This window comes from Streptomyces sp. NPDC089424 (assembly GCF_044749345.1).
In the GTDB taxonomy this organism is placed as follows: domain Bacteria; phylum Actinomycetota; class Actinomycetes; order Streptomycetales; family Streptomycetaceae; genus Streptomyces.
Genome location: NZ_JBIVHU010000005.1, coordinates 318738 through 337417 on the forward strand (window position 1 = coordinate 318738; position 18680 = coordinate 337417).

At 71.5% G+C, this 18680-nt stretch carries 15 protein-coding genes; 6 read left to right on the forward strand and 9 right to left on the reverse strand.

From position 1 onward, the window contains the following. Nucleotides 1–36 precede the first annotated feature (36 nt). Both ACIP2X_RS24030 and ACIP2X_RS24035 read right to left on the reverse strand, forming a co-directional pair. Nucleotides 37–1011, reverse strand: a complete 975-nt coding sequence (locus ACIP2X_RS24030) for an ABC transporter ATP-binding protein (protein ID WP_401676564.1) — start codon at nt 1009–1011, stop codon at nt 37–39. A 186-nt stretch (nt 1012–1197) separates the two neighbouring features. Continuing rightward, nucleotides 1198–2415, reverse strand: a complete 1218-nt coding sequence (locus ACIP2X_RS24035) for an NYN domain-containing protein (protein WP_401676397.1) — start codon at nt 2413–2415, stop codon at nt 1198–1200. Nucleotides 2416–2650: 235 nt separating this feature from the next. On the opposite strand from ACIP2X_RS24035, the gene ACIP2X_RS24040 reads away from it, so the two are divergent. Further along, nucleotides 2651–2818, forward strand: coding sequence for a hypothetical protein (locus ACIP2X_RS24040; protein WP_401676399.1), 168 nt, complete (start codon nt 2651–2653; stop codon nt 2816–2818). 100 nt (nt 2819–2918) lie between these two features. Here ACIP2X_RS24040 and dnaE read toward each other — a convergent pair whose 3' ends face one another. After that, nucleotides 2919–6458, reverse strand: coding sequence for a DNA polymerase III subunit alpha (gene dnaE / locus ACIP2X_RS24045; RefSeq protein WP_401676401.1), 3540 nt, complete (start codon nt 6456–6458; stop codon nt 2919–2921). A 212-nt stretch (nt 6459–6670) separates the two neighbouring features. On the opposite strand from dnaE, the gene ACIP2X_RS24050 reads away from it, so the two are divergent. From ACIP2X_RS24050 to ACIP2X_RS24065, 4 genes are all read left to right on the forward strand, one after another. Beyond that, nucleotides 6671–8023 carry a DUF2252 domain-containing protein gene (locus ACIP2X_RS24050; RefSeq protein ID WP_401676403.1) on the forward strand — a complete coding sequence of 451 codons (1353 nt, stop codon included), beginning with the start codon at nt 6671–6673 and terminating at the stop codon, nt 8021–8023. Between the two features lie 75 nt (nt 8024–8098). Continuing rightward, nucleotides 8099–8797 carry a hypothetical protein gene (locus ACIP2X_RS24055; protein WP_401676405.1) on the forward strand — a complete coding sequence of 233 codons (699 nt, stop codon included), beginning with the start codon at nt 8099–8101 and terminating at the stop codon, nt 8795–8797. A 144-nt stretch (nt 8798–8941) separates the two neighbouring features. After that, nucleotides 8942–9742, forward strand: a complete 801-nt coding sequence (locus ACIP2X_RS24060) for a DsbA family protein (protein ID WP_401676407.1) — start codon at nt 8942–8944, stop codon at nt 9740–9742. Nucleotides 9743–9868: 126 nt separating this feature from the next. Next, entirely contained in the window at nt 9869–11530 is a 1662-nt protein-coding gene (locus tag ACIP2X_RS24065; protein WP_401676409.1) for an alkaline phosphatase D family protein, read from the forward strand. Between the two features lie 16 nt (nt 11531–11546). On the opposite strand, the gene ACIP2X_RS24070 is transcribed toward ACIP2X_RS24065, so the two are convergent. After that, nucleotides 11547–12116, reverse strand: coding sequence for a dienelactone hydrolase family protein (locus tag ACIP2X_RS24070; protein ID WP_401676411.1), 570 nt, complete (start codon nt 12114–12116; stop codon nt 11547–11549). Between the two features lie 107 nt (nt 12117–12223). Here ACIP2X_RS24070 and ACIP2X_RS24075 point away from each other — a divergent pair, with 107 nt between their 5' ends. Continuing rightward, nucleotides 12224–13336, forward strand: coding sequence for a mechanosensitive ion channel family protein (locus ACIP2X_RS24075; RefSeq protein WP_401676412.1), 1113 nt, complete (start codon nt 12224–12226; stop codon nt 13334–13336). A 99-nt stretch (nt 13337–13435) separates the two neighbouring features. Here ACIP2X_RS24075 and ACIP2X_RS24080 read toward each other — a convergent pair whose 3' ends face one another. The 5 genes from ACIP2X_RS24080 to ACIP2X_RS24100 form a co-directional block, all read right to left on the reverse strand. Next, a complete protein-coding gene (locus tag ACIP2X_RS24080) occupies nt 13436–15022 on the reverse strand; it encodes a Na+/H+ antiporter (protein WP_401676565.1) in 1587 nt (528 codons plus the stop codon). 82 nt (nt 15023–15104) lie between these two features. Then, a complete protein-coding gene (locus tag ACIP2X_RS24085) occupies nt 15105–15572 on the reverse strand; it encodes a GNAT family N-acetyltransferase (RefSeq protein ID WP_401676413.1) in 468 nt (155 codons plus the stop codon). Further along, nucleotides 15569–16513: an RluA family pseudouridine synthase gene (locus tag ACIP2X_RS24090; protein WP_401676414.1), complete on the reverse strand. Its 945-nt coding sequence runs from the start codon at nt 16511–16513 to the stop codon at nt 15569–15571. Before ACIP2X_RS24090 ends, ACIP2X_RS24085 begins: the two co-directional genes overlap by 4 nt. A 49-nt stretch (nt 16514–16562) precedes the next feature. After that, nucleotides 16563–17225, reverse strand: coding sequence for a signal peptidase II (gene lspA / locus ACIP2X_RS24095; RefSeq protein WP_401676415.1), 663 nt, complete (start codon nt 17223–17225; stop codon nt 16563–16565). 97 nt (nt 17226–17322) lie between these two features. Beyond that, a complete protein-coding gene (locus ACIP2X_RS24100) occupies nt 17323–18585 on the reverse strand; it encodes a TraR/DksA family transcriptional regulator (RefSeq protein WP_401676566.1) in 1263 nt (420 codons plus the stop codon). Nucleotides 18586–18680 lie beyond the last annotated feature (95 nt).

The following is an 18680-nucleotide window of genomic DNA, read 5'->3' on the forward strand; positions in this document are numbered from 1 at the left end:
CGTTCCGTACGGATGCGACGGCTCGACGACTCAGGCTCATGCCTTCACCAGCCCCTGCCGCGCCGCCCCGCCGAGTGCCATGTACACGTCCTCCAGGCTCGGCGTGGTCAGGGTGAAGTCGTCCAGCGCGGCGAAGGCGGCCCCGCCGGTGACCGTCGAGACGACCGCGCGGGCCTCCTCGGGCGCCAGCCGCAGCGTCCAGCGCCGTCCGGACTCCACGACCCGGTCCCGCAGCGCGGCCACCTCGGGCACGTCCAGCGGCGCCCGTTCGCGCCACACCAGGTCGACCCGCACCTCACCGGCGACCTGCTCCTTCAGACCCGTGGGCGTGTCGCAGGCGATCACGCGCCCACGGTCCAGGACGGCGACCCGGTCGAGGACGGTCTCCGCCTCGATGACGTTGTGGGTGACCAGCACGACCGTGGTGCCGCGCTCGGCCCGGCGCCGGTCCACCGCCGACCACACGGCCCGCCGCGCCACGGGGTCCATCGCGGCGGTCGGCTCGTCCAGCACGAGCAGCGGCCGCTCCCCCACCAGGGCCGCGGCGACACAGGCCAGCCGGCGCTGTCCACCGGAGAGCTTCTTCAGCGGCCGCCCGGCGATCGCGGTGAGTCCCAGCTCCTCCAGCACGGCGTCCCGCTCGTCCCGCGCCGGCCGCGCGTCCAGTCCGCGCAGCCGCGCGGTGGTCTCGGCGGCGAGGGCCACGGTCAGTTCGTCGAGGGCGGTGGACTCCTGCCCGAGGTAGGCGAGGATCCGCGAGGCCCGCTCGGGGTGGCGCACGATGTCGTGGCCGAGGATCTCGACACTGCCCTCGTCGGGCCGCATCAGCCCGGTCAGCTGGCGCACGAGGGTGGACTTGCCGGCCCCGTTCGGGCCGAGCAGCCCGAAGATCTCGCCCCGGCGCACGTCCAGCCGTACGTCGTCGGTGGCCCGGACCTCCGGGGTGCCGGGCGCCCCGCGCCGGCTCCGTACCGCCGGATAGGTCTTCGTCAGCCCACGCACCGCGCACACGACCTCACCACTGTCCCGGAAGGCCCCTGCCGCGCGCGTACTCACAAGGGACGAGCCTACGGGGTCCGCACCCCCGGCACGCTCCCGGGTCGGCCTACGCCACGAAAACCGCCTCTGAGCATGAATCCCCCGCAACGGCACACGCCCACGGCGGCACCGGGCCCCGCCGCACCCGCCCGGGCGGCCTCACTGCTCCGCGGCGGGGGCGGGTTCCGCCGCCGTGCGGACGTCGATCTCCCGCCAGAAACCGGCCCGGATCGCGTACCGGTCGTGCTCGTCGATCTGGTCGTCCTTGTGGGCGAGCAGCCCGAAGCGGGCGGCGTAGCGCAGCAGTTCCCCGTCGATCCGGTGCGGGACGCGCGGGTACATCCCGGACAGCTTCTGCAGGTGGGCCTGGTCGCCGAGCCGGGACATCCACCGGCGCGCGAACACCTGTCCGACCTCGTACGGGTCCCCGCCGACGGTCGTGATGTCCTCCTCCCGATCGGCCCACCGCTGCTCGGCCGTGGTCAGCTGGGCCAGCGTCGGCATCGAGGCGATCTCGGCCGGCTCCGCGGTGCCGCCGGGGCGGTCCACCCAGCCCTTGTCTGAGGACCAGCGCAGGGTCGCGGTGGCGGGCTGCGGGGGCTGCGGGCCGTGGGCGCGCAGCGCGGCGAGGTCCTTGGGCGTCGGCACGCCCTTGGGGGCCGGGACCCGTTCCTCGGCGCCGTTCTGCGCGGCGGCCGGGGCGGTGCGGGGCGGCTGGTCGACCGGCCGCTCGGCGGCCGGGGCGAGGGGGGAGTCGGGCAGCGGCGCGGACAGGATCGCGGCGATCTCGGGCCGGGGCGCGGGCGGCGGCGCGCAGATCCCGCCCAGTTCCTTGGCGCGTACGGCCTTGGTGATCCACGTCCGGTCGAGCACCCGCCGCTCGTCGGCCTCGGCGACGAGGTCCTCCGACTGGTTGTAGTCGCCGTCGGCGGCCTGCACGGCCCACAGGTGCACGGCGACCCCGTGCTCCTTGGCGGCCATCATGCCCGGCAGCAGATCGCCGTCGCCGGTCACCAGGACGATGTCGGAGCAGGCGCGGTTGCGGGCCAGCTCGGTGAGCTCGGCGTGCATCGCGGCGTCGACGCCCTTCTGGTTCCACCTGCCGTCGCTGCGGGTGAGCGCCCCGAGCCGCACCGTGACCCGGGGCATCACCCGCAGACGGCGGTGCTCGGGCTGCGGCACGCGGTCGGGGGCGCCGTCGAACCAGTAGATGCGCAGCAGCGGCCGTTCCGTGTCGGACTCGGCGCGTTCGCGCAGCCCCTGGATGAGGGCGGTGTGATCCACGGTGATGCGGGACCGTGAGGGCTCCCCGGCGAGGAGGCTGGCGGCGGCCCCCAGCAGATACCCGGCGTCCACCAGGACGACGCAGCGGTCCACGCGACTCACCCTCTTCCCGGGAGGTTTGCTTCGGGCTTCCTTCGAGTCTGCCCGACCACACGGGGGTTAACGGCCCGAACTCGATCTTCGGCGTGGCGTTTCGGGGATTCCCGCGCCCCTCCCGCACCGACAAGCCCTGTCACAGACGGTAATTGTCCGACATGCGATCGTTATCGGCATATGTGAATCTGGTCCCGGCCCTGGCCCCTAGATCCCCCTCAGGAGGCAGATCACCATGGCCAAGAACAAGAACCGTGACCGTAAGCAGCAGCAGACCGGCCGTGCCACCCGGCAGCCGGAGCAGCAGCAGTCGGCGGAGCCCATGTCGGAGCAGCAGGCCGCGCAGCCGTCGCCGATAGACATGGCCCGCAAGGGCCGGCAGAAGCGTTTCGGCCACAACTGACATCCGCACAGCGGGTCGTTGCGGCCCCCGAGGATGACGAGGGGCGCGTCCGGGATCGGACGCGCCCCTCGGTCATGTCGCGCACGGCGGGAAGGCGGCCTCAGCCGGCCAGGCAGGACGGTCCGAGCAGCACCTTCAGATCGCCGAACAACGCCGGATCCGGCTTCACCCGGTGCCGGTCCAGCCGCAGCACGGTCGTCTTCGTCGGCCCCTGGAGCTTGATCCGCACCTCGCTGTCGCCCTTGTGATGGGTGAGGATCTCACCGAGCCGGCTGATCATCGGCGGGGTGACCCGGGTGGCCGGGATGGTGAGGACCACCGGCGCGTTGGTGCCGGCGTTCGACAGGTCGGGGACCTGGAGCTCCATCGCGACCAGCCGCGGCACGTCCTCGCGCTTGTCCAGGCGGCCCTTGACGAACACGACGGCGTCCTCGACGAGTTGGGTCGACACCAACTGGTAGGTCGCCGGGAAGAACATGCACTCGATGGAACCGGCGAGGTCCTCGACGGTGGCGATGGCCCAGGCGTTGCCCTGCTTGGTCATCTTGCGCTGGAGGCCCGAGATGATGCCGCCGATGGTGACGACCGCGCCGTCCGCGTGCTCACCGCCGGTGAGTTGGGCGATGCCCGCGTCGGCCTTGTCGGACAGCACGTGCTCCAGGCCGAAGAGCGGGTGGTCGGAAACGTACAGACCGAGCATCTCCCGCTCCTGGGCGAGCAGATAGGTCTTGTCCCACTCCTCGTCGGTGAAGACGACGTCGAGTCCGAAGCCGGGCTCGTCGCTCTGCTCCTCGCCCATGCCGCCGAAGAGGTCGAACTGCCCCTCGGCCTCCTTGCGCTTGACCGCGACCACATTGTCGATCATCGGCTCGAAGTGCGCGGTGAGGCCCTTGCGGGTGTGGCCCATGCTGTCGAACGCGCCCGCCTTGATCAGGGACTCCGTGGTGCGCTTGTTGCACGCCGTCGCGTCGACCTTGTCGAGGTAGTCGGGGAAGGAGGCGTACTTGCCCTTGGCCTTGCGGCTCTTGATGATCGACTCGACGACGTTGGTGCCGACGTTGCGCACGGCCTCCAGGCCGAAGAGGATCACGTCGTCGCCCTGGGCCGCGAAGTTGTGCACCGACTCGTTGACGTTCGGCGGGAGCACCTTGATGCCCATGCGCCGGCACTCGTTGAGGTAGACGGCCGACTTGTCCTTGTCGTCCTTGACCGAGGTCAGCAGGGCGGCCATGTACTCGGCGGGGTGGTTCGCCTTGAGATAGGCGGTCCAGTACGACACCAGGCCGTACGCGGCGGAGTGCGCCTTGTTGAACGCGTAGCCGGCGAAGGGGACCAGCACGTCCCACAGCGCCTGGATGGCCTCGTCGCTGTAGCCCTTGTCGCGGGCGCCCTTCTGGAAGAGGACGAAGTTCTTGGCCAGCTCGTCGGGCTTCTTCTTGCCCATCACGCGGCGCAGGATGTCGGCCTCGCCGAGCGAGTACCCGGCGATGATCTGGGCGGCCTTCTGCACCTGCTCCTGGTAGACGATCAGGCCGTAGGTGACCGCCAGGACCTCTTCGAGGGGCTCCTCCAGCTCCTTGTGGATCGGGGTGATCTCCTGGAGCTTGTTCTTGCGCAGCGCGTAGTTGGTGTGCGAGTCCATGCCCATCGGGCCCGGACGGTACAGCGCGGAGACGGCGGAGATGTCCTCGAAGTTGTCGGGCTTCATCAGGCGCAGCAGCGAACGCATCGGGCCGCCGTCGAACTGGAAGACACCGAGGGTGTCGCCGCGCTGGAGGAGTTCGAACGTCGTCGGGTCGTCGAGCGGCAGGGACAGCAGGTCGAGGTCGATGCCCTTGTTGGACTTCACCATCTTGACGGCGTCGTCCATGATCGTCAGGTTGCGCAGGCCGAGGAAGTCCATCTTCAGCAGGCCGAGCGACTCGCACTGCGGGTAGTCCCACTGCGTGATGGTCACACCGTCCGTGTGCCGCACCCAGATCGGGGCGTGGTCCACGATGGGCTCGCTGGACATGATCACGCCGGCCGCGTGCACGCCCATCTGCCGCACCAGGCCCTCGACGCCCTTGGCGGTGTCGATGACCTTCTTCACGTCCGGCTCGTTCTCGTACATCCCCCGGATCTCGCCCGCCTCGCTGTAGCGCGGGTGCGAGGGGTTGGTGATGCCGTCGAGGTCGATGCCCTTGCCGAGGACGTCGGCGGGCATCGCCTTGGTGAGGCGGTCGCCCATCGCGTACGGGTAGCCCAGCACGCGCGCGGAGTCCTTGATGGCGTTCTTCGCCTTGATCTTGCCGTAGGTGCCGATCATGGCGACCTTGTCGGCGCCGTACTTCTCGGTCACGTACCTGATCACCTCGACGCGCCTGCGCTCGTCGAAGTCGATGTCGACGTCGGGCATGGAGACGCGCTCGGGGTTCAGGAACCGCTCGAAGATCAGGCCGTGCGGGATCGGGTCGAGGTCGGTGATGCCCATGGCGTAGGCGACGATCGAACCGGCCGCGGAGCCTCGCCCCGGACCGACCGCGATGCCGTTGTTCTTGGCCCACATGATGAAGTCGGCCACGACGAGGAAGTAGCCCGGGAACCCCATCTGGATGATGACGTCCATCTCGTACTCGGCCTGCTTCTGGCGGTCCTCGGGGATGCCGCCGGGGAAGCGGCGCTCCATGCCGCGGCGCACCTCCTCCTTGAACCAGGTGACCTCGGTGTACCCCTCGGGGATGTCGAACTTCGGCATGAGGTTCTTGGCCTCGAACATGCCGTCCGTGTCGACCATCTCGGCCACGAGCAGGGTGTTGGCGCAGCCCTCCTGCCAGGCGTCCGAGGAGTCGATGGCGTACATCTCCTCGGTGGACTTCAGGTAGTAGCCGGTGCCGTCGAACTTGAAGCGGTCGGGGTCGGAGAGGTTCTTGCCGGTCTGGATGCACAGCAGCGCGTCGTGGGCGGTCGCCTCGTGCGCGTACGTGTAGTGCGAGTCGTTGGTGACCAGCGGGGGGATGCCGAGCTTCCTGCCGATCTCCAGCAGGCCGTCGCGGACCCGGTGCTCGATCTCGATGCCGTGGTCCATCAGCTCCAGGAAGTACCGGTCCTTGCCGAAGATGTCCTGGTAGTCGGCGGCCGCCTTCAGCGCCTCGTCGTACTGGCCGAGCCGCAGCCGGGTCTGGAGCTCGCCGGAGGGGCAGCCGGTGGAGGCGACGATCCCCTCGGACCACTGGGAGATCGTCTCCTTGTCCATCCGGGGCCACTTCTGGAGCCAGCCCTCGGCGTACGCGTCGGAGGACAGCCGGAAGAGGTTGTGCAGGCCGGTCTTGTTCACGGCCCACATCGTCTTGTGGGTGTAGCCACCCGAACCGGAGACGTCGTCGCGCTTCTGGTGCGGCTGGCCCCACTGGATCTTGCGCTTGTTGCGCCGGGACTCGGGGGCGACGTACGCCTCGATGCCGATGATCGGGGTGACACCCGCCTTCTTCGCGCTGTGGAAGAAGTCGTAGGCCCCGTGGAGGTTGCCGTGGTCGGACATGGCGATGTGCGTCATGCCCATCTCGTTGCACGCGTCGAACATGTCCTTCAGCCGCGCGGCACCGTCCAGCAGCGAGTACTGGGTGTGGACGTGCAGGTGCGTGAACGGCGGCTTCGACACGGTTTCGGCCTCCAAGGAAAACGAACGTCGACGGGGGTCCGACAGGCTGCGGACAGTCTGGGGACAGCGTCGAAGTCTATGCCCCGGCTCTGACACGCGACGGGCACTCCCGCGTACCTTCGTGCGTTGGAGGGTGACGGACCGGCGCGCCGCCGGGCGCGCACCGTCCGTCCCACAGGTCACGCACGACCCGCACCAGGAGGCACCCAGCGATGTCGTTCCCGCAGCTCGACGAGGAGCACCGCGGCGAGGAGATCCTCGCCGTCTTCGACACCGCCTTCGGCGAGCTGCTCGCCGCCGACCCGGCCGCGTTCCGGGTGAAGTTCCGGAAGATGGCGGCCTCGGCTTTCGCCTTCTACCGGGGCACGGCCTGCCTCTTCTACCACGACCTGGACGCCGAGGGCGCCGCGCGCGGCGACGGCGGGATATACACCGGCCCGTTCCTGGACGAGCGCACCTCGCGCGTGTGGATCCACGGCGATCTGCACGCGGAGAACTTCGGCACGTACATGGACTCCAACGGCCGGCTGATCTTCAACGTCAACGACTTCGACGAGGCGTACGTCGGCCCCTTCACCTGGGACCTGAAGCGCTTCGCCGCCTCCATCGCCCTCATCGGGTACGCGAAGGCGCTCAGCGACGAGCAGATCACCGAGCTGGTGACGATCTACGCGACGGCCTACCGCGAGCGGGTGCGCGCGCTGGCCACCGGCGCCAAGAGCGACGAGGTCCCGCCGTTCACCCTCGACACGGCCGAGGGCCCGCTGCTCGACGCGCTGCGGGTCGCCCGCTCGCTGACCCGGTTCGGACTGCTGGACTCGATGACCGAGATCCGCGACTTCGAGCGCCGCTTCGCCCCGGGCGGCGGCTCCATCGAGCTGGACGCGGCCACGCGCTACAAGGTGCTCGCGGCCTTCGACGGCTACCTGGAGACGCTTCCCGAGTCCTCGCTGGCCCGCCCGGACTCCTACCGGGTCAAGGACGTCGTCGGCCGGCGCGGCATCGGCATCGGCTCGGCCGGCCTGCCGTCGTACAACATCCTGCTGGAGGGCAACAGCGACGCCCTGGAGAACGACGTGGTCATCTACGTCAAGCAGGCCCAGACCCCGGCCGTCTCCCGGCACATCACCGACCCGGCGATCCGCGACTACTTCCGGCACGAGGGGCACCGCACGGTGATCTCCCAGCGCGCGCTCCAGGCGCACGCCGACCCGTGGCTCGGCTGGACCGAGCTGGACGGGGCCGGCCAGCTGGTCGCCGAGGTGTCGCCGTACGCCGTCGACCTGGACTGGGGCGACATCGACGACCCGGAGGAGATCGCCGCGGTCGTCGCCGACCTGGGGCGGTCCACGGCCACCATGCACGCGGCCGCCGACGACGACTCGGGCCACTCCGACCTGGTGCCGTTCTCCACGGAGCGCGCCATCGACGCGGCCCTCGCGGGCGACGAGGGCGGCCTCGCGCCGCTCCTGGTCGACTTCGCGCACAGCTACGGCGCCCGCGCGCGTGCCGACCACCAGATCTTCGTCGACCTCTTCCGCAACGGCCGGATCCCCGGCCTCTGACCCACCGGCCGCCCAGGACCTCGCAGGGACCCTTTAGGAGTCCCTTACGGGAGTCCGTGACACACTCTCCCCGCTATGGACATATCCGGGACACATCTCAGAGCCGTACGCGCGGCGCTGTTCACGGCGATCGTCGTGACCCTCAGCACCGCGTCGCACGTGCTGCTGTCCCGGGCCCCGCTGCCGCTCGGCACGGTGGCGGCGATCGCCGCCGCCGTGTTCGTCCTCGCGTACGCGCTGGCCGGCCGTGAGCGCGGCTTCGGCCGCATCGCCGCACTGCTGGTCCCGCTGGAACTGGCCGCCGACACGGTGTTCACCGCGGGCCAGCACGCCTGCTACGGCCGGGCGGGCGGCCCGATCGCGGGCCCGCTGCGCTCGGTCGGCCTGGACGTGCTGTGCGGCGGCGGCGAGGTGGGTTCGCCGCTGGCGCGGATGGCGGGGACCACGGGCACCGACCGGGTCGCCTCCGTCCTTGCGCACGCGCACCCCGGGACCGCCTGGCTGCTGCTCGGCGCCCATGTCGGCGTCGGCCTGCTGGCGGCGGCCTGGCTGCGCCGGGGCGAGCGCGCCCTCGCACAACTGCTCGGCGCGATGGCCGCGACCACGTTCCGGCCGCTGCTGCTGGCGGCCGCCGCCCGGACGGTGCGGCCCGCCGCGCCGGCCCCCCGGCTTCCCCGCCCCACGCGCCGCACGGCGCCTGCGCGCGATCTGCTGCTCACGCACTCCCTGGGACGACGTGGCCCGCCGCGCGTCGCCGCCGTCGCCGCCACCTGACGGACCCACCGTCCGGCGAGGCCCGCGCGGCACCGCGACCCGAAGGCTTCGGGCGAACGCCTGCCGCGACCGGCGACGCACGTCCAGTCCCCCACCCGAGCAAGCGCACGCGATCCGTGCGCGTCCCACACGGAGAACACCACCATGAGCAAGCGGAACAGCCAGGCGGCGAAGACGGCGGCCCGGGAGCGGCTGCGGGTCGAGCGCGAGCGTGAGGCCAAGCGCGCCAAGGCCAGGCGGCAGATCATCGTCGCCTGCTCGGTCGTCGGCGTCCTCGCCGCGGCCGGCGGCATCGGCTACGCCGTCGTGCAGAACAACCAGCCGAGCAAGTGGGAGGCGGCCGCCGACGCCAAGGTCGTCGCCCCGGCCAACACCTCCGGCAAGGACGGCACCACGGTCCTCGTCGGCGACTCCACCTCCGACAACGTGATCCACCTCTACGAGGACCCGCGCTGCCCGGCCTGCGCCTCCTTCGAGCAGACCGTGGGCGAGACCGTCAACAAGGGCATGGAGGACGGCACCTACAAGCTCTCCCTCACGCTCGGCACCTTCCTCGACGGCAACCTCGGCGGCGAGGGCTCCAAGAACGCCCTGAGCGCGCTCGGCGCGGCGCTCAACGTCGGCCCCGAGGCGTTCCTGGACTACAAGGCCGCGCTCTACTCGTCCGAGTACCACCCCGAGGAGTCCTCCGACGAGTTCGCCGACGACAGCTACCTGATCAAGGTGGCGGACACGGTGGACGCGCTGAAGAACAACAAGAAGTTCCAGGACGCCGTCGAGAAGGGCACGTACGACGCCTGGGCCATGCGGATGAGCGACTCCTTCGACAACACGAAGGACGTCAAGTCGACCCCGACCATCAAGATCAACGACAAGGTGATCGAGAACCCGAGCTCGGTCGCCGAGTGGGAGAAGGCGCTCAAGGACGCGGGCGTCACCAAGTAACACGACGTCAGGCGGTAACGCCGTAAGAAAGCGCGAAGAACGAGCGGGCGAACTCTTCCCGGTTCGCCCGCTCTTCGCGTACCCGCGCCTTACCGAAAGCGCTACCGATCAGTAATCTGATCGCCCGTGACCAGTCGAAACAGACCCGACACGGGCCTCAACTCACCTGCTCCGCGCCGCCGTACGGTCGTCAAGGCGGCCGCCGCCGGAGCCGTTCTCGCCGCCCCGCTGGCCGGCGCCCTGCCGGCCCTCGCGGCCACCGAGACCCCCGCCTTCCTGCACGGCATCGCCTCCGGTGACCCGCTCCCGGACGGCATCCTGCTGTGGACCCGCGTGACGCCCATCGCCGAGGCGACCCCCGGCTCCGGACTCGGAGCGGACGTCACGGTCAGCTGGACCGTGGCCACGGACAAGGCGTTCACGCACATCGTCGCCACGGGTTCCACCACCGCAACCGCCGCCTCCGACCACACGGTCAAGGCCGACATCCGCGGCCTGGCGCCCGCCACCGACTACTGGTTCCGCTTCTCGGCCTCCGGCGTCGACTCCCCGGCGGGGCGCGCCCGCACCGCCCCCGCCGCCGACGCGGCGGTCGCGAACCTCCGCTTCGGCGTGGTCTCCTGCGCCAACTGGGAGGCGGGCTACTTCGCCGCCTACCGCCACCTCGCCGTCCGCGGCGACCTGGACGCCTGGCTGCACCTCGGCGACTACATCTACGAGTACCCGGCGGGCGAGTACGGCACCCGGGGCACCTCCGTGCGCGCGCACGCCCCCGCGCACGAGATCACCACCCTCGCCGACTACCGCATACGGCACGGCCGTTACAAGACCGACCCGGATCTCCAGGCCCTGCACGCGGCGGCCCCCGTGGTGGCCATCTGGGACGACCACGAGATCGCCAACGACAGCTGGTCCGGCGGCGCCGAGAACCACACCGAGGGCGCCGAGGGCACCTGGGCGGCCCGCCAGGCCGCGGCCAAGCAGGCCTACTTCGAGTGGATGCCGGTCCGCCCGGCCGTCGCCGGCACCACCTACCGCCGGCTGCGCTTCGGCAAGCTCGCCGACCTCTCCCTGCTCGACCTGCGTTCCTTCCGCTCCCAGCAGGTCGGCCTCGGCAACGGCGACGTCGACGACCCGGACCGCACGCTCACCGGGCGCGCCCAGCTCGACTGGCTGAAGGCGGGCCTGAAGTCGTCCGACACCACCTGGCGGCTGGTCGGCAACTCGGTGATGATCTCGCCGTTCGCCATCGGCTCGCTCTCCGCCGAGCTGCTCAAGCCGCTGGCCAAGCTGCTGGGCCTGCCGCAGGAGGGCCTGGCCATCAACACCGACCAGTGGGACGGCTACACCGACGACCGCCGCGAGGTCCTCGCCCATCTGCGCGCGAACGCGATCCGCAACACGGTCTTCCTGACCGGCGACATCCACATGGCGTGGGCCAACGACGTGCCGGTGAACGCCGGCACGTACCCGCTGTCGGCGTCCGCCGCCACCGAGTTCGTGGTCACCTCGGTCACCTCCGACAACCTGGACGACCTGGTGAAGGTCCCGGAGGGCACCGTCTCCGCCCTCGCCTCGCCGCTCATCCGCGCCGCCAACCGGCACGTCCACTGGGTGGACACCGACCGCCACGGCTACGGCGTCCTGGACATCACCGCCGAGCGCGCGCAGATGGACTACTACGTCCTCGCCGACCGCACCAAGGCCGACACGAGGGCTTCCTGGAGCCGCTCGTACCGGACCCGCAGCGGCACGCAGAAGGTGGAGCGCACGTACGACCCGGTGTAAGCCGCCGGCAGCCGCGTCAGAGACTGTCGAGGAAGCCGAGCGCCACCCGCCAGGTGGCCTCGGCGGCCTCCGCGTCGTGGTCCGGCAGCTCGGGGTCGGTGTACAGGTGGCCGGCCCCGGCATACCGGTAGACCTCCACGTCCGCCCCGGCGCGGCGCATCTGCAGGTACCAGGCGCTCAGCCAGTCGTCCGTCTCGAACGGGTCCGGCTCGGCGACGTGCAGCTGCACCGGCAGGTCGTCCACCGAGGTGTTCGGGGCGAGGTCCGAGGTGCCGTGCAGGAGCAGCAGTCCGCGGGCCCGCTCGTCGCCGAGCGCGAGGGTCTGTGCGACCGAGGCACCGAACGAGAACCCGGCGTAGACCAGACCGCGTTCCGAGTAGGGCGCGGCGGCCAGCACGGCCCGCTTCAGCAGCTCGTCCTTGCCGACCTCCTCCTTGAACGCCATGCCCTCCTCGGCCGTGGCGAACGTACGTCCCTCGAAGAGGTCCGGCGTCCACACCTCGTGACCGGCCGCGCGCAGCCGGTCCGCCGCGGCGCGCACCGCGGGCGTGAGGCCCCAGGTCGAGTGAAACAGCATGATGTTCATGAGGCCATGGTGCCAGCCGGATACGACGGCGCAGATCCGGGGCAGTACCCCGATCCGCCAGGAAGTCACATGTTCACTGCCCCCGATGACTGGTTACGTTCGAGGACATGGAGAACCTGCTCCGCCCCCTGATGGTCATCGGCGGCTCCGTCGTGCTCGGCCTGCTCATCGGGTGGGCCACCGACCTGCTGCTGCGCAAGGCCGACCAGCGGCATCCGGAGACCCCGCTGTGGGGTCTGCTGCGCCGTGGCCGCATCCCCTTCCAGCTCGTGCTGTGCGCCGCCGCGCTCAGAGGCTCCTACGACGAGGCGCAACTGCTGGAGGAGCACCGGGTCGGCATCGGCCAGACGCTCACGCTGGTCCTGATCGGTTCGGCGTCCTGGCTGGTGATCCGGATCGCGGCGGCGGTCGTCGAGACCTCCTACTCGCGCTACGCCAACTCCCGGGCCCGGCGTGACCCGGCCCGGGTCCGCCGGGTGCGCACCCAGGTGACGCTGATCATGCGGGTGGTCGCGGCGGTCGTCGGCGTGGTCGCCGTCGCGTCGATGCTGCTGACGTTCCCGGCGATGCGCGCGGCGGGTGCCTCGCTGCTGGCCTCCGCCGGAATCCTCGGCATCGTCGCCGGTGTGGCGGCGCAGTCGACGCTGAGCAACATGTTCGCGGGACTGCAGATCGCGTTCGGCGACATGGTGCGCATCGGCGACACCGTCGTGGTGGACGGCGAGTGGGGCACCGTGGAGGAGATCACACTGACCTACCTCACGGTCCGCACATGGGACGAGCGCCGGATCACGATGCCGGTGTCGTACTTCACGTCCAAGCCCTTCGAGAACTGGTCGCGCGGCACCCCGCAGATGACCGGCATCGTCTACTGGCACCTCGACCACACCGCGCCCGTGGCCGCGATGCGCGAGAAGCTCCGCGACATCCTGCGCGAGTGCCCCGCCTGGGACGGCCGCAACTACGGCCTGGACGTCACCGACACCACGCCCAACACCATGGAGGTACGGGCCCTGGTGACGGCGAAGGACGCCGACGACGTCTGGACGGTACGGGTCACGGTCCGCGAGCGGATGATCGCCTGGCTGATCCAGGAACACCAGTACGCCCTCCCCCGCGTCAACACGGCGGACGCCACGCCCCCTCCGGGGCGCAACGGCCACCGCCGCTCCCCCGACGGCCGGCGGGCGGTGGAGACGCCCAGGCCGGACCGCGGCTGACGGGGGCGCACGAGTCGGGCTCGCCCCTCTCCCGGCGGGAGGCGGGCGGTGCGTGGGCGGGAGTGGGCGGGAGACCGCCTCCCGCCCACGCATCCGCGCTCACCGCAGACTGCGCACGTCCAGCTGCCGCAGCACCCGGTCCACCACCTCCGGGTTCGCCCCCACCTCACTGCGCGCCGCCAGCACCTCGTGCCGCGCCGCGCTCAGCATCTCCCCCTCGATCCGCCGCAGCCTGCGCATGCGCCGGGCCCGCTGCTCGTGGCCCTCCCGCCGCTCGTCCTCCCCCAGCTCCGGGCTGATCCGCCACCCGATGTCCGCGGCCCGCCGCAGCATCCGCTCGGACACCTCGTCCGGCAGCTCCTCCACGTCCTCGATCTCCCGCAGCCTGCGCTTCGCTGCCTTCGCGGCCCGCACCGCCAGCGCCCGCTCGAACTCCTGCTCCTGCGCGGTGTCCGCCTGCACGCCGAGCCGCCGCACCAGCCACGGCAGGCTCAGCCCCTGGAGCACGAGCGTCGCCATGATCACGCCGAACGCGACGAACACGATCTCGTCGCGGTGCGGGAACGGCGCCCCGCTCTCCGTCCGCAGCGGGATCGCGAGCGCCAGCGCCACCGACGCCACGCCCCGCATCCCGGCCCACCACATCACCACGGTCTCGCGCCAGCTCGTCGGGATCTCCTCGTCGTAGTCCCGCCGGGCGTGCAGCCGCTTGGTGAGCCAGGTGGCCGGCAACAGCCAGGCCAGCCGCACCAGTACGACGACCACCACGACGGCCGCCGACCACCCGAGCAGCTCGCCCCACCGCCCGGAGGCCGTACGGATCGCGTTGTGCAGCTCCAGCCCGATCAGCCCGAACGCCACCCCGGTGACCAGGGTGTCGACGATGTCCCAGAAGGTGTGCCCGGCGAGCCGCGTCAGCACGTCGTCCGGATCGCTCGCGTACTCGGCGAGGAACAGCGCGGTGGTGAGGACCGCGAGCACCCCGGACCCGTGCAGTTCCTCGGCCAGCACGTAGGAGGCGTAGGGCACCAGCAGCGTCAGGCTGATCTGGAGGGTGGCGTCCCCGAGCACGTCCATCAGCTTGTTCGCGCCCCAGCCGAGCGCGAGCCCCACCGCCACCGCGACCACCGCGGAAAGCACCAGCTGGCCACCGGCCTCCCACGGCGAGAACGTCCCGCTCACCGCGGCCGCGATCGCCACGTGGTAGAGCACGATGGCCGTCACGTCGTTGAAGAGCCCCTCACCCTCCAGGATCGACACCAGCCGCCGGGGCAGCCCCAGTTGCCCCGCGACGGCGGTGGCCGCGACCGGGTCGGGCGGCGCCACCAGCGCCCCGAGCGCCAGGGCGGCGGCCAGGGGCAGCCCGGGCACGACCGCGTGGGCCACGGCGGCCACGCACACCATGGTGACGAACACCAGCGCCACGGCCAGCAGGAAGATCGGCCGGACGTTCGCCGTGAACTGCCGCCAGGACGTGCGCCGTACGGCCGCGTAGAGCAACGGGGGCAGCAGCAGCGGCAGGATCAGATCCGGCGGGATCTCGACGTTCGGCACGAAGTCCAGCAGCGCCAGCACGATGCCCAGCAGGGTCATCAGCACCGGCGCCGGCAACCGCAGCCGGTCCCCGACCGGGACGCTCACCACGGCCCCGAGCAGCAGCACGAACAACAGGGCCAACTGATCCACGGTCAGCACTCCGAGATCGGAACGGACGAAACCCCCGCCCTACGGTCAGGCCCCGCGCCGCACGGTCACGCCGCGCCGGACGTCAGAGCGGACGCCGCATGGAGCGGTGCGGTATCCCCGCGTCGGGGAACTCCGGGCCGTAGGCCACGTATCCGAGCCGCTCGTAGAACCCCAGGGCGTGCGTCTGCGCGTGCAGATCGACGGCGGCCAGTCCCTGCGCGCGGGCCGCGTCCTCGATGGCCCGCACCAGCGCGGCGCCCACGCCGAGCCCACGGGCCTCCCGGGCGACCGCGAGCCGCCCGAGGGCCCCCACCGACAGGTCGCCCCCGGTCTTGCCGGCCGCCGCGGCGCCGTACAGCAGCCGCCCGGTCCCGAGCGGCACGCCGTCCTCCCGCACGGCCAGCACGTGCAGCGCGCCGGCGTCGTACGCGTCGTACTCCACGTCCTCCGGCACGCCCTGTTCGGCGACGAAGACCTCCTTGCGTACCGCGAAACACGCCTCGCGGTCGGCCGCCTCCTCGGCGACCCGCACGACGTACCCGATGCTCATCCGTAGGTCTCCTCGCGCACCTTGTCCAAAGCGTTCTGCAGGTCCTCGGGGTAGTCGCAGGCGAACTCCACCCACTCGCCGTCGCCGGGGTGCTCGAAGCCGAGGCGGACGGCGTGCAGCCACTGCCGCGTCAGACCGAGCCGCTTGGCGAGCGTGGGGTCGGCGCCGTACGTGAGGTCGCCGGCGCAGGGGTGCCGGTGGGCGGCCATGTGGACGCGGATCTGATGGGTGCGGCCCGTCTCCAGCTTCACGTCCAGCAGCGAGGCGGCGCGGAAGGCCTCGATCAGGTCGTAGTGCGTCACGGAGGGCTTGCCCTCGGCGGTGACCGCCCACTTGTAGTCGTGCTGGGGGTGGCGGCCGATCGGCGCGTCGATGGTGCCGCTCGTGGGGTCGGGATGGCCCTGGACGAGGGCGTGGTAGCGCTTGTCGACCGTGCGCTCCTTGAACTGGCGCTTGAGCGAGGTGTACGCGCGCTCGGACTTCGCCACCGTCATCAGACCCGACGTGCCGACGTCGAGGCGGTGCACGATGCCCTGCCGCTCGGCGGCACCGGACGTGGAGATCCGGTACCCCGCGGCGGCCAGGCCGCCGATGACCGTCGGGCCGGACCAGCCCGGGCTCGGATGCGCGGCCACCCCGACGGGCTTGACGATCACGACCACGTCCTCGTCGTCGTGGACGATCTCCATGCCCTCGACCGGCTCGGCCACCACCTGCACCGGAGGGGCCGCCTGCGGCATCTCGACCTCCATCCAGGCGCCGCCGCGCACCCGCTCGGACTTGCCGACCGCCGCGCCGTCGACCAGCACCTTGCCCGCCGCGGCGAGCTCCGCGGCCTTGGTACGGGAGAAGCCGAACATGCGGGAGAGGGCGGCGTCGACGCGCTCGCCCTCCAGGCCGTCCGGCACGGGCAGGGTACGGATCTCGGGAATCGTGCTCACCCGTCGAGTATGCCGGACGGGTCCGACACCGCTGACCGGAGGCTGTTGATCAGTCCTTGTGGACGGTGCCGTCGGGGTCGAGGCCCTTGAAGGAGAGCAGCACGATCAGGATGCCGCCGCACACGATCGCCGAGTCGGCGAGGTTGAAGACGGCGAAGTGCTTGGGCGCGATGAAGTCGACGACCGCGCCCTTGAAGACCCCCGGGGAGCGGAAGATCCGGTCGGTGAGGTTGCCGAGCGCACCGCCGAGCAGCAGGCCGAGGGCGATCGCCCAGGGCAGGCTGTAGAGCTTGCGGGCGAGCCGGGCGATCACCACGATGACGACCGCCGCGATCACCGTGAAGATCACGGTGAAGGCCTCGCCGAAGCCGAAGGCCGCGCCCGCGTTGCGGATCGCCTCGAAGCGCAGCCAGTCCCCGATGACCTCGATGGGCTCGTGGTGCTCCAGCTCGGCGACCACGATCATCTTGCTGATCAGGTCGAGGGCGTACGCGAACCCGGCGACGGCGAAGAGCACGGCGATCCGCCGCCTGCCGCGGGGCCGCTCGGCCGGAGCGTCCCCCTCGTCGGTGCCGGACCCGCCGGCCGGGGTCCGTTCCGCCTCGGCACCGGGCCGGTCCTGCGGCGCGGCGTCGTCGCCGGGCCGCTCCTGCTCGGCCCGCGCCGCGTCCGGGGTGCCCGGCGTACCGATGATGCGCTCCGCCTCTGCCACGTGAGTCCCTCAACCTAGGTGCCTGACTGAGCACGAGGGTACGGCACGCCGCCGACGGCGCACGTGCTCAGGAGGCATCCGGAGGGCAATCGGCGGATCAGTAACGCCGCTCCTGCTTCTGCTTGCACTCGACGCACAGGGTGGCCCGGGGGAAGGCCTGCATACGGGCCTTGCCGATGGGGTTGCCGCAGTTCTCGCACAGGCCGTACGTGCCCGCGTCGAGGCGTTGCAGGGCGTGCTCGGTCTGGGTGAGCATCTCGCGCGCGTTGGCGGCCAGGGCCAGTTCGTGCTCGCGCGTGATGTTCTTCGCGCCGGTGTCGGCCTGGTCGTCCCCGGCGCCGTCCCCCGAGTCGCGCATCAGGCCGACCAGGGACGACTCGGCGTTGGCGATCTCGGCGCCCAGCCGCTCCATCTCGGACGTCAGCTCGGCGCGGGCCTCCTCGACCTCTTCCGGGGTCCAGGGGTCTTCACCGGGGCGCACCGCGAGGTCGCCCGGCTCCGCCGCGGCGACGCGCGCCTTGGGGACAGCCGTCTTCGCCGCCGCGGCTTTCCCAGGGGTCTTCTTCGCAACCACCGTCGTGGCTCCCGTCTGCTTCGCGGCCTGCGCCGCGCCCGCCTTCTTGCCCGAACCCCGCCCGCCCGCCCCTGGCGGGGCGTGCTCCTGCCCGGCCCCGGTCTCCGCCGCGGCACCAGCCGCCGCGCCCCCGGTTGCCGTCACCTTCGCGCCGACCTCCTCCTCGTCCCCCGCACGCGCGGAGTCGGCCCTCTTCCGGGCCCCACCCGCCTTCGCGGACGCCACCTTCCTACCCACGACCTCGTCACCGGCCACCGTCTCCCGGCCCCCGGCCTTGTCACCGGGCACCGCCTTCTTGGCCGCGGCCTTCTTCGCGGCCTTCTTCGCGGCCGGCTCCTTGGACGCCGGGGCCTTCTTCGCGGCCTTCCCGGGCCCCGAAGCCTCCTCGGCGACGGCTTCCGCAGGCACCGCGGTCTTCCTCGCAGCAGCCTTCTTGGCGGCGGCCTTCCTCGGCTCCGCCGCGGTCTTCTTGGCGGCCGCCTTCTTCGGCCCCCCAGCCTCCGCGGGCACCGCGGCCTTCTTCGCCGCCGGCTTCTTCCCCACCGCGCCGGTGGCCTCGGCAGTCTTCTTAGCGGCCGCCTTCCTCCCCACAGCCTCAGCCGCCGCCGCATCCTCCCCGGCGACCGCTTTACTCGGCACCGCGGTCTTCTTCGCCGCCGGCTTCTTCCCCACCGCGCCGGTGGCCTCGGCAGTCTTCTTAGCGGCCGCCTTCTTCCCCACAGCCTCAGCCGCCGCCGCATCCTCCCCGGCGACCGCTTTCCTCGGCGCCGCGGTCTTCTTCGCCACGGTCTTCTTCGCGACGGTCCTACCGGCGGCAGCCTTCTTCGCCGCCGTCTTCTTGGCCGGGCCTTCCCCGGTGACGGCGTCGGCCTTCTTGGCGG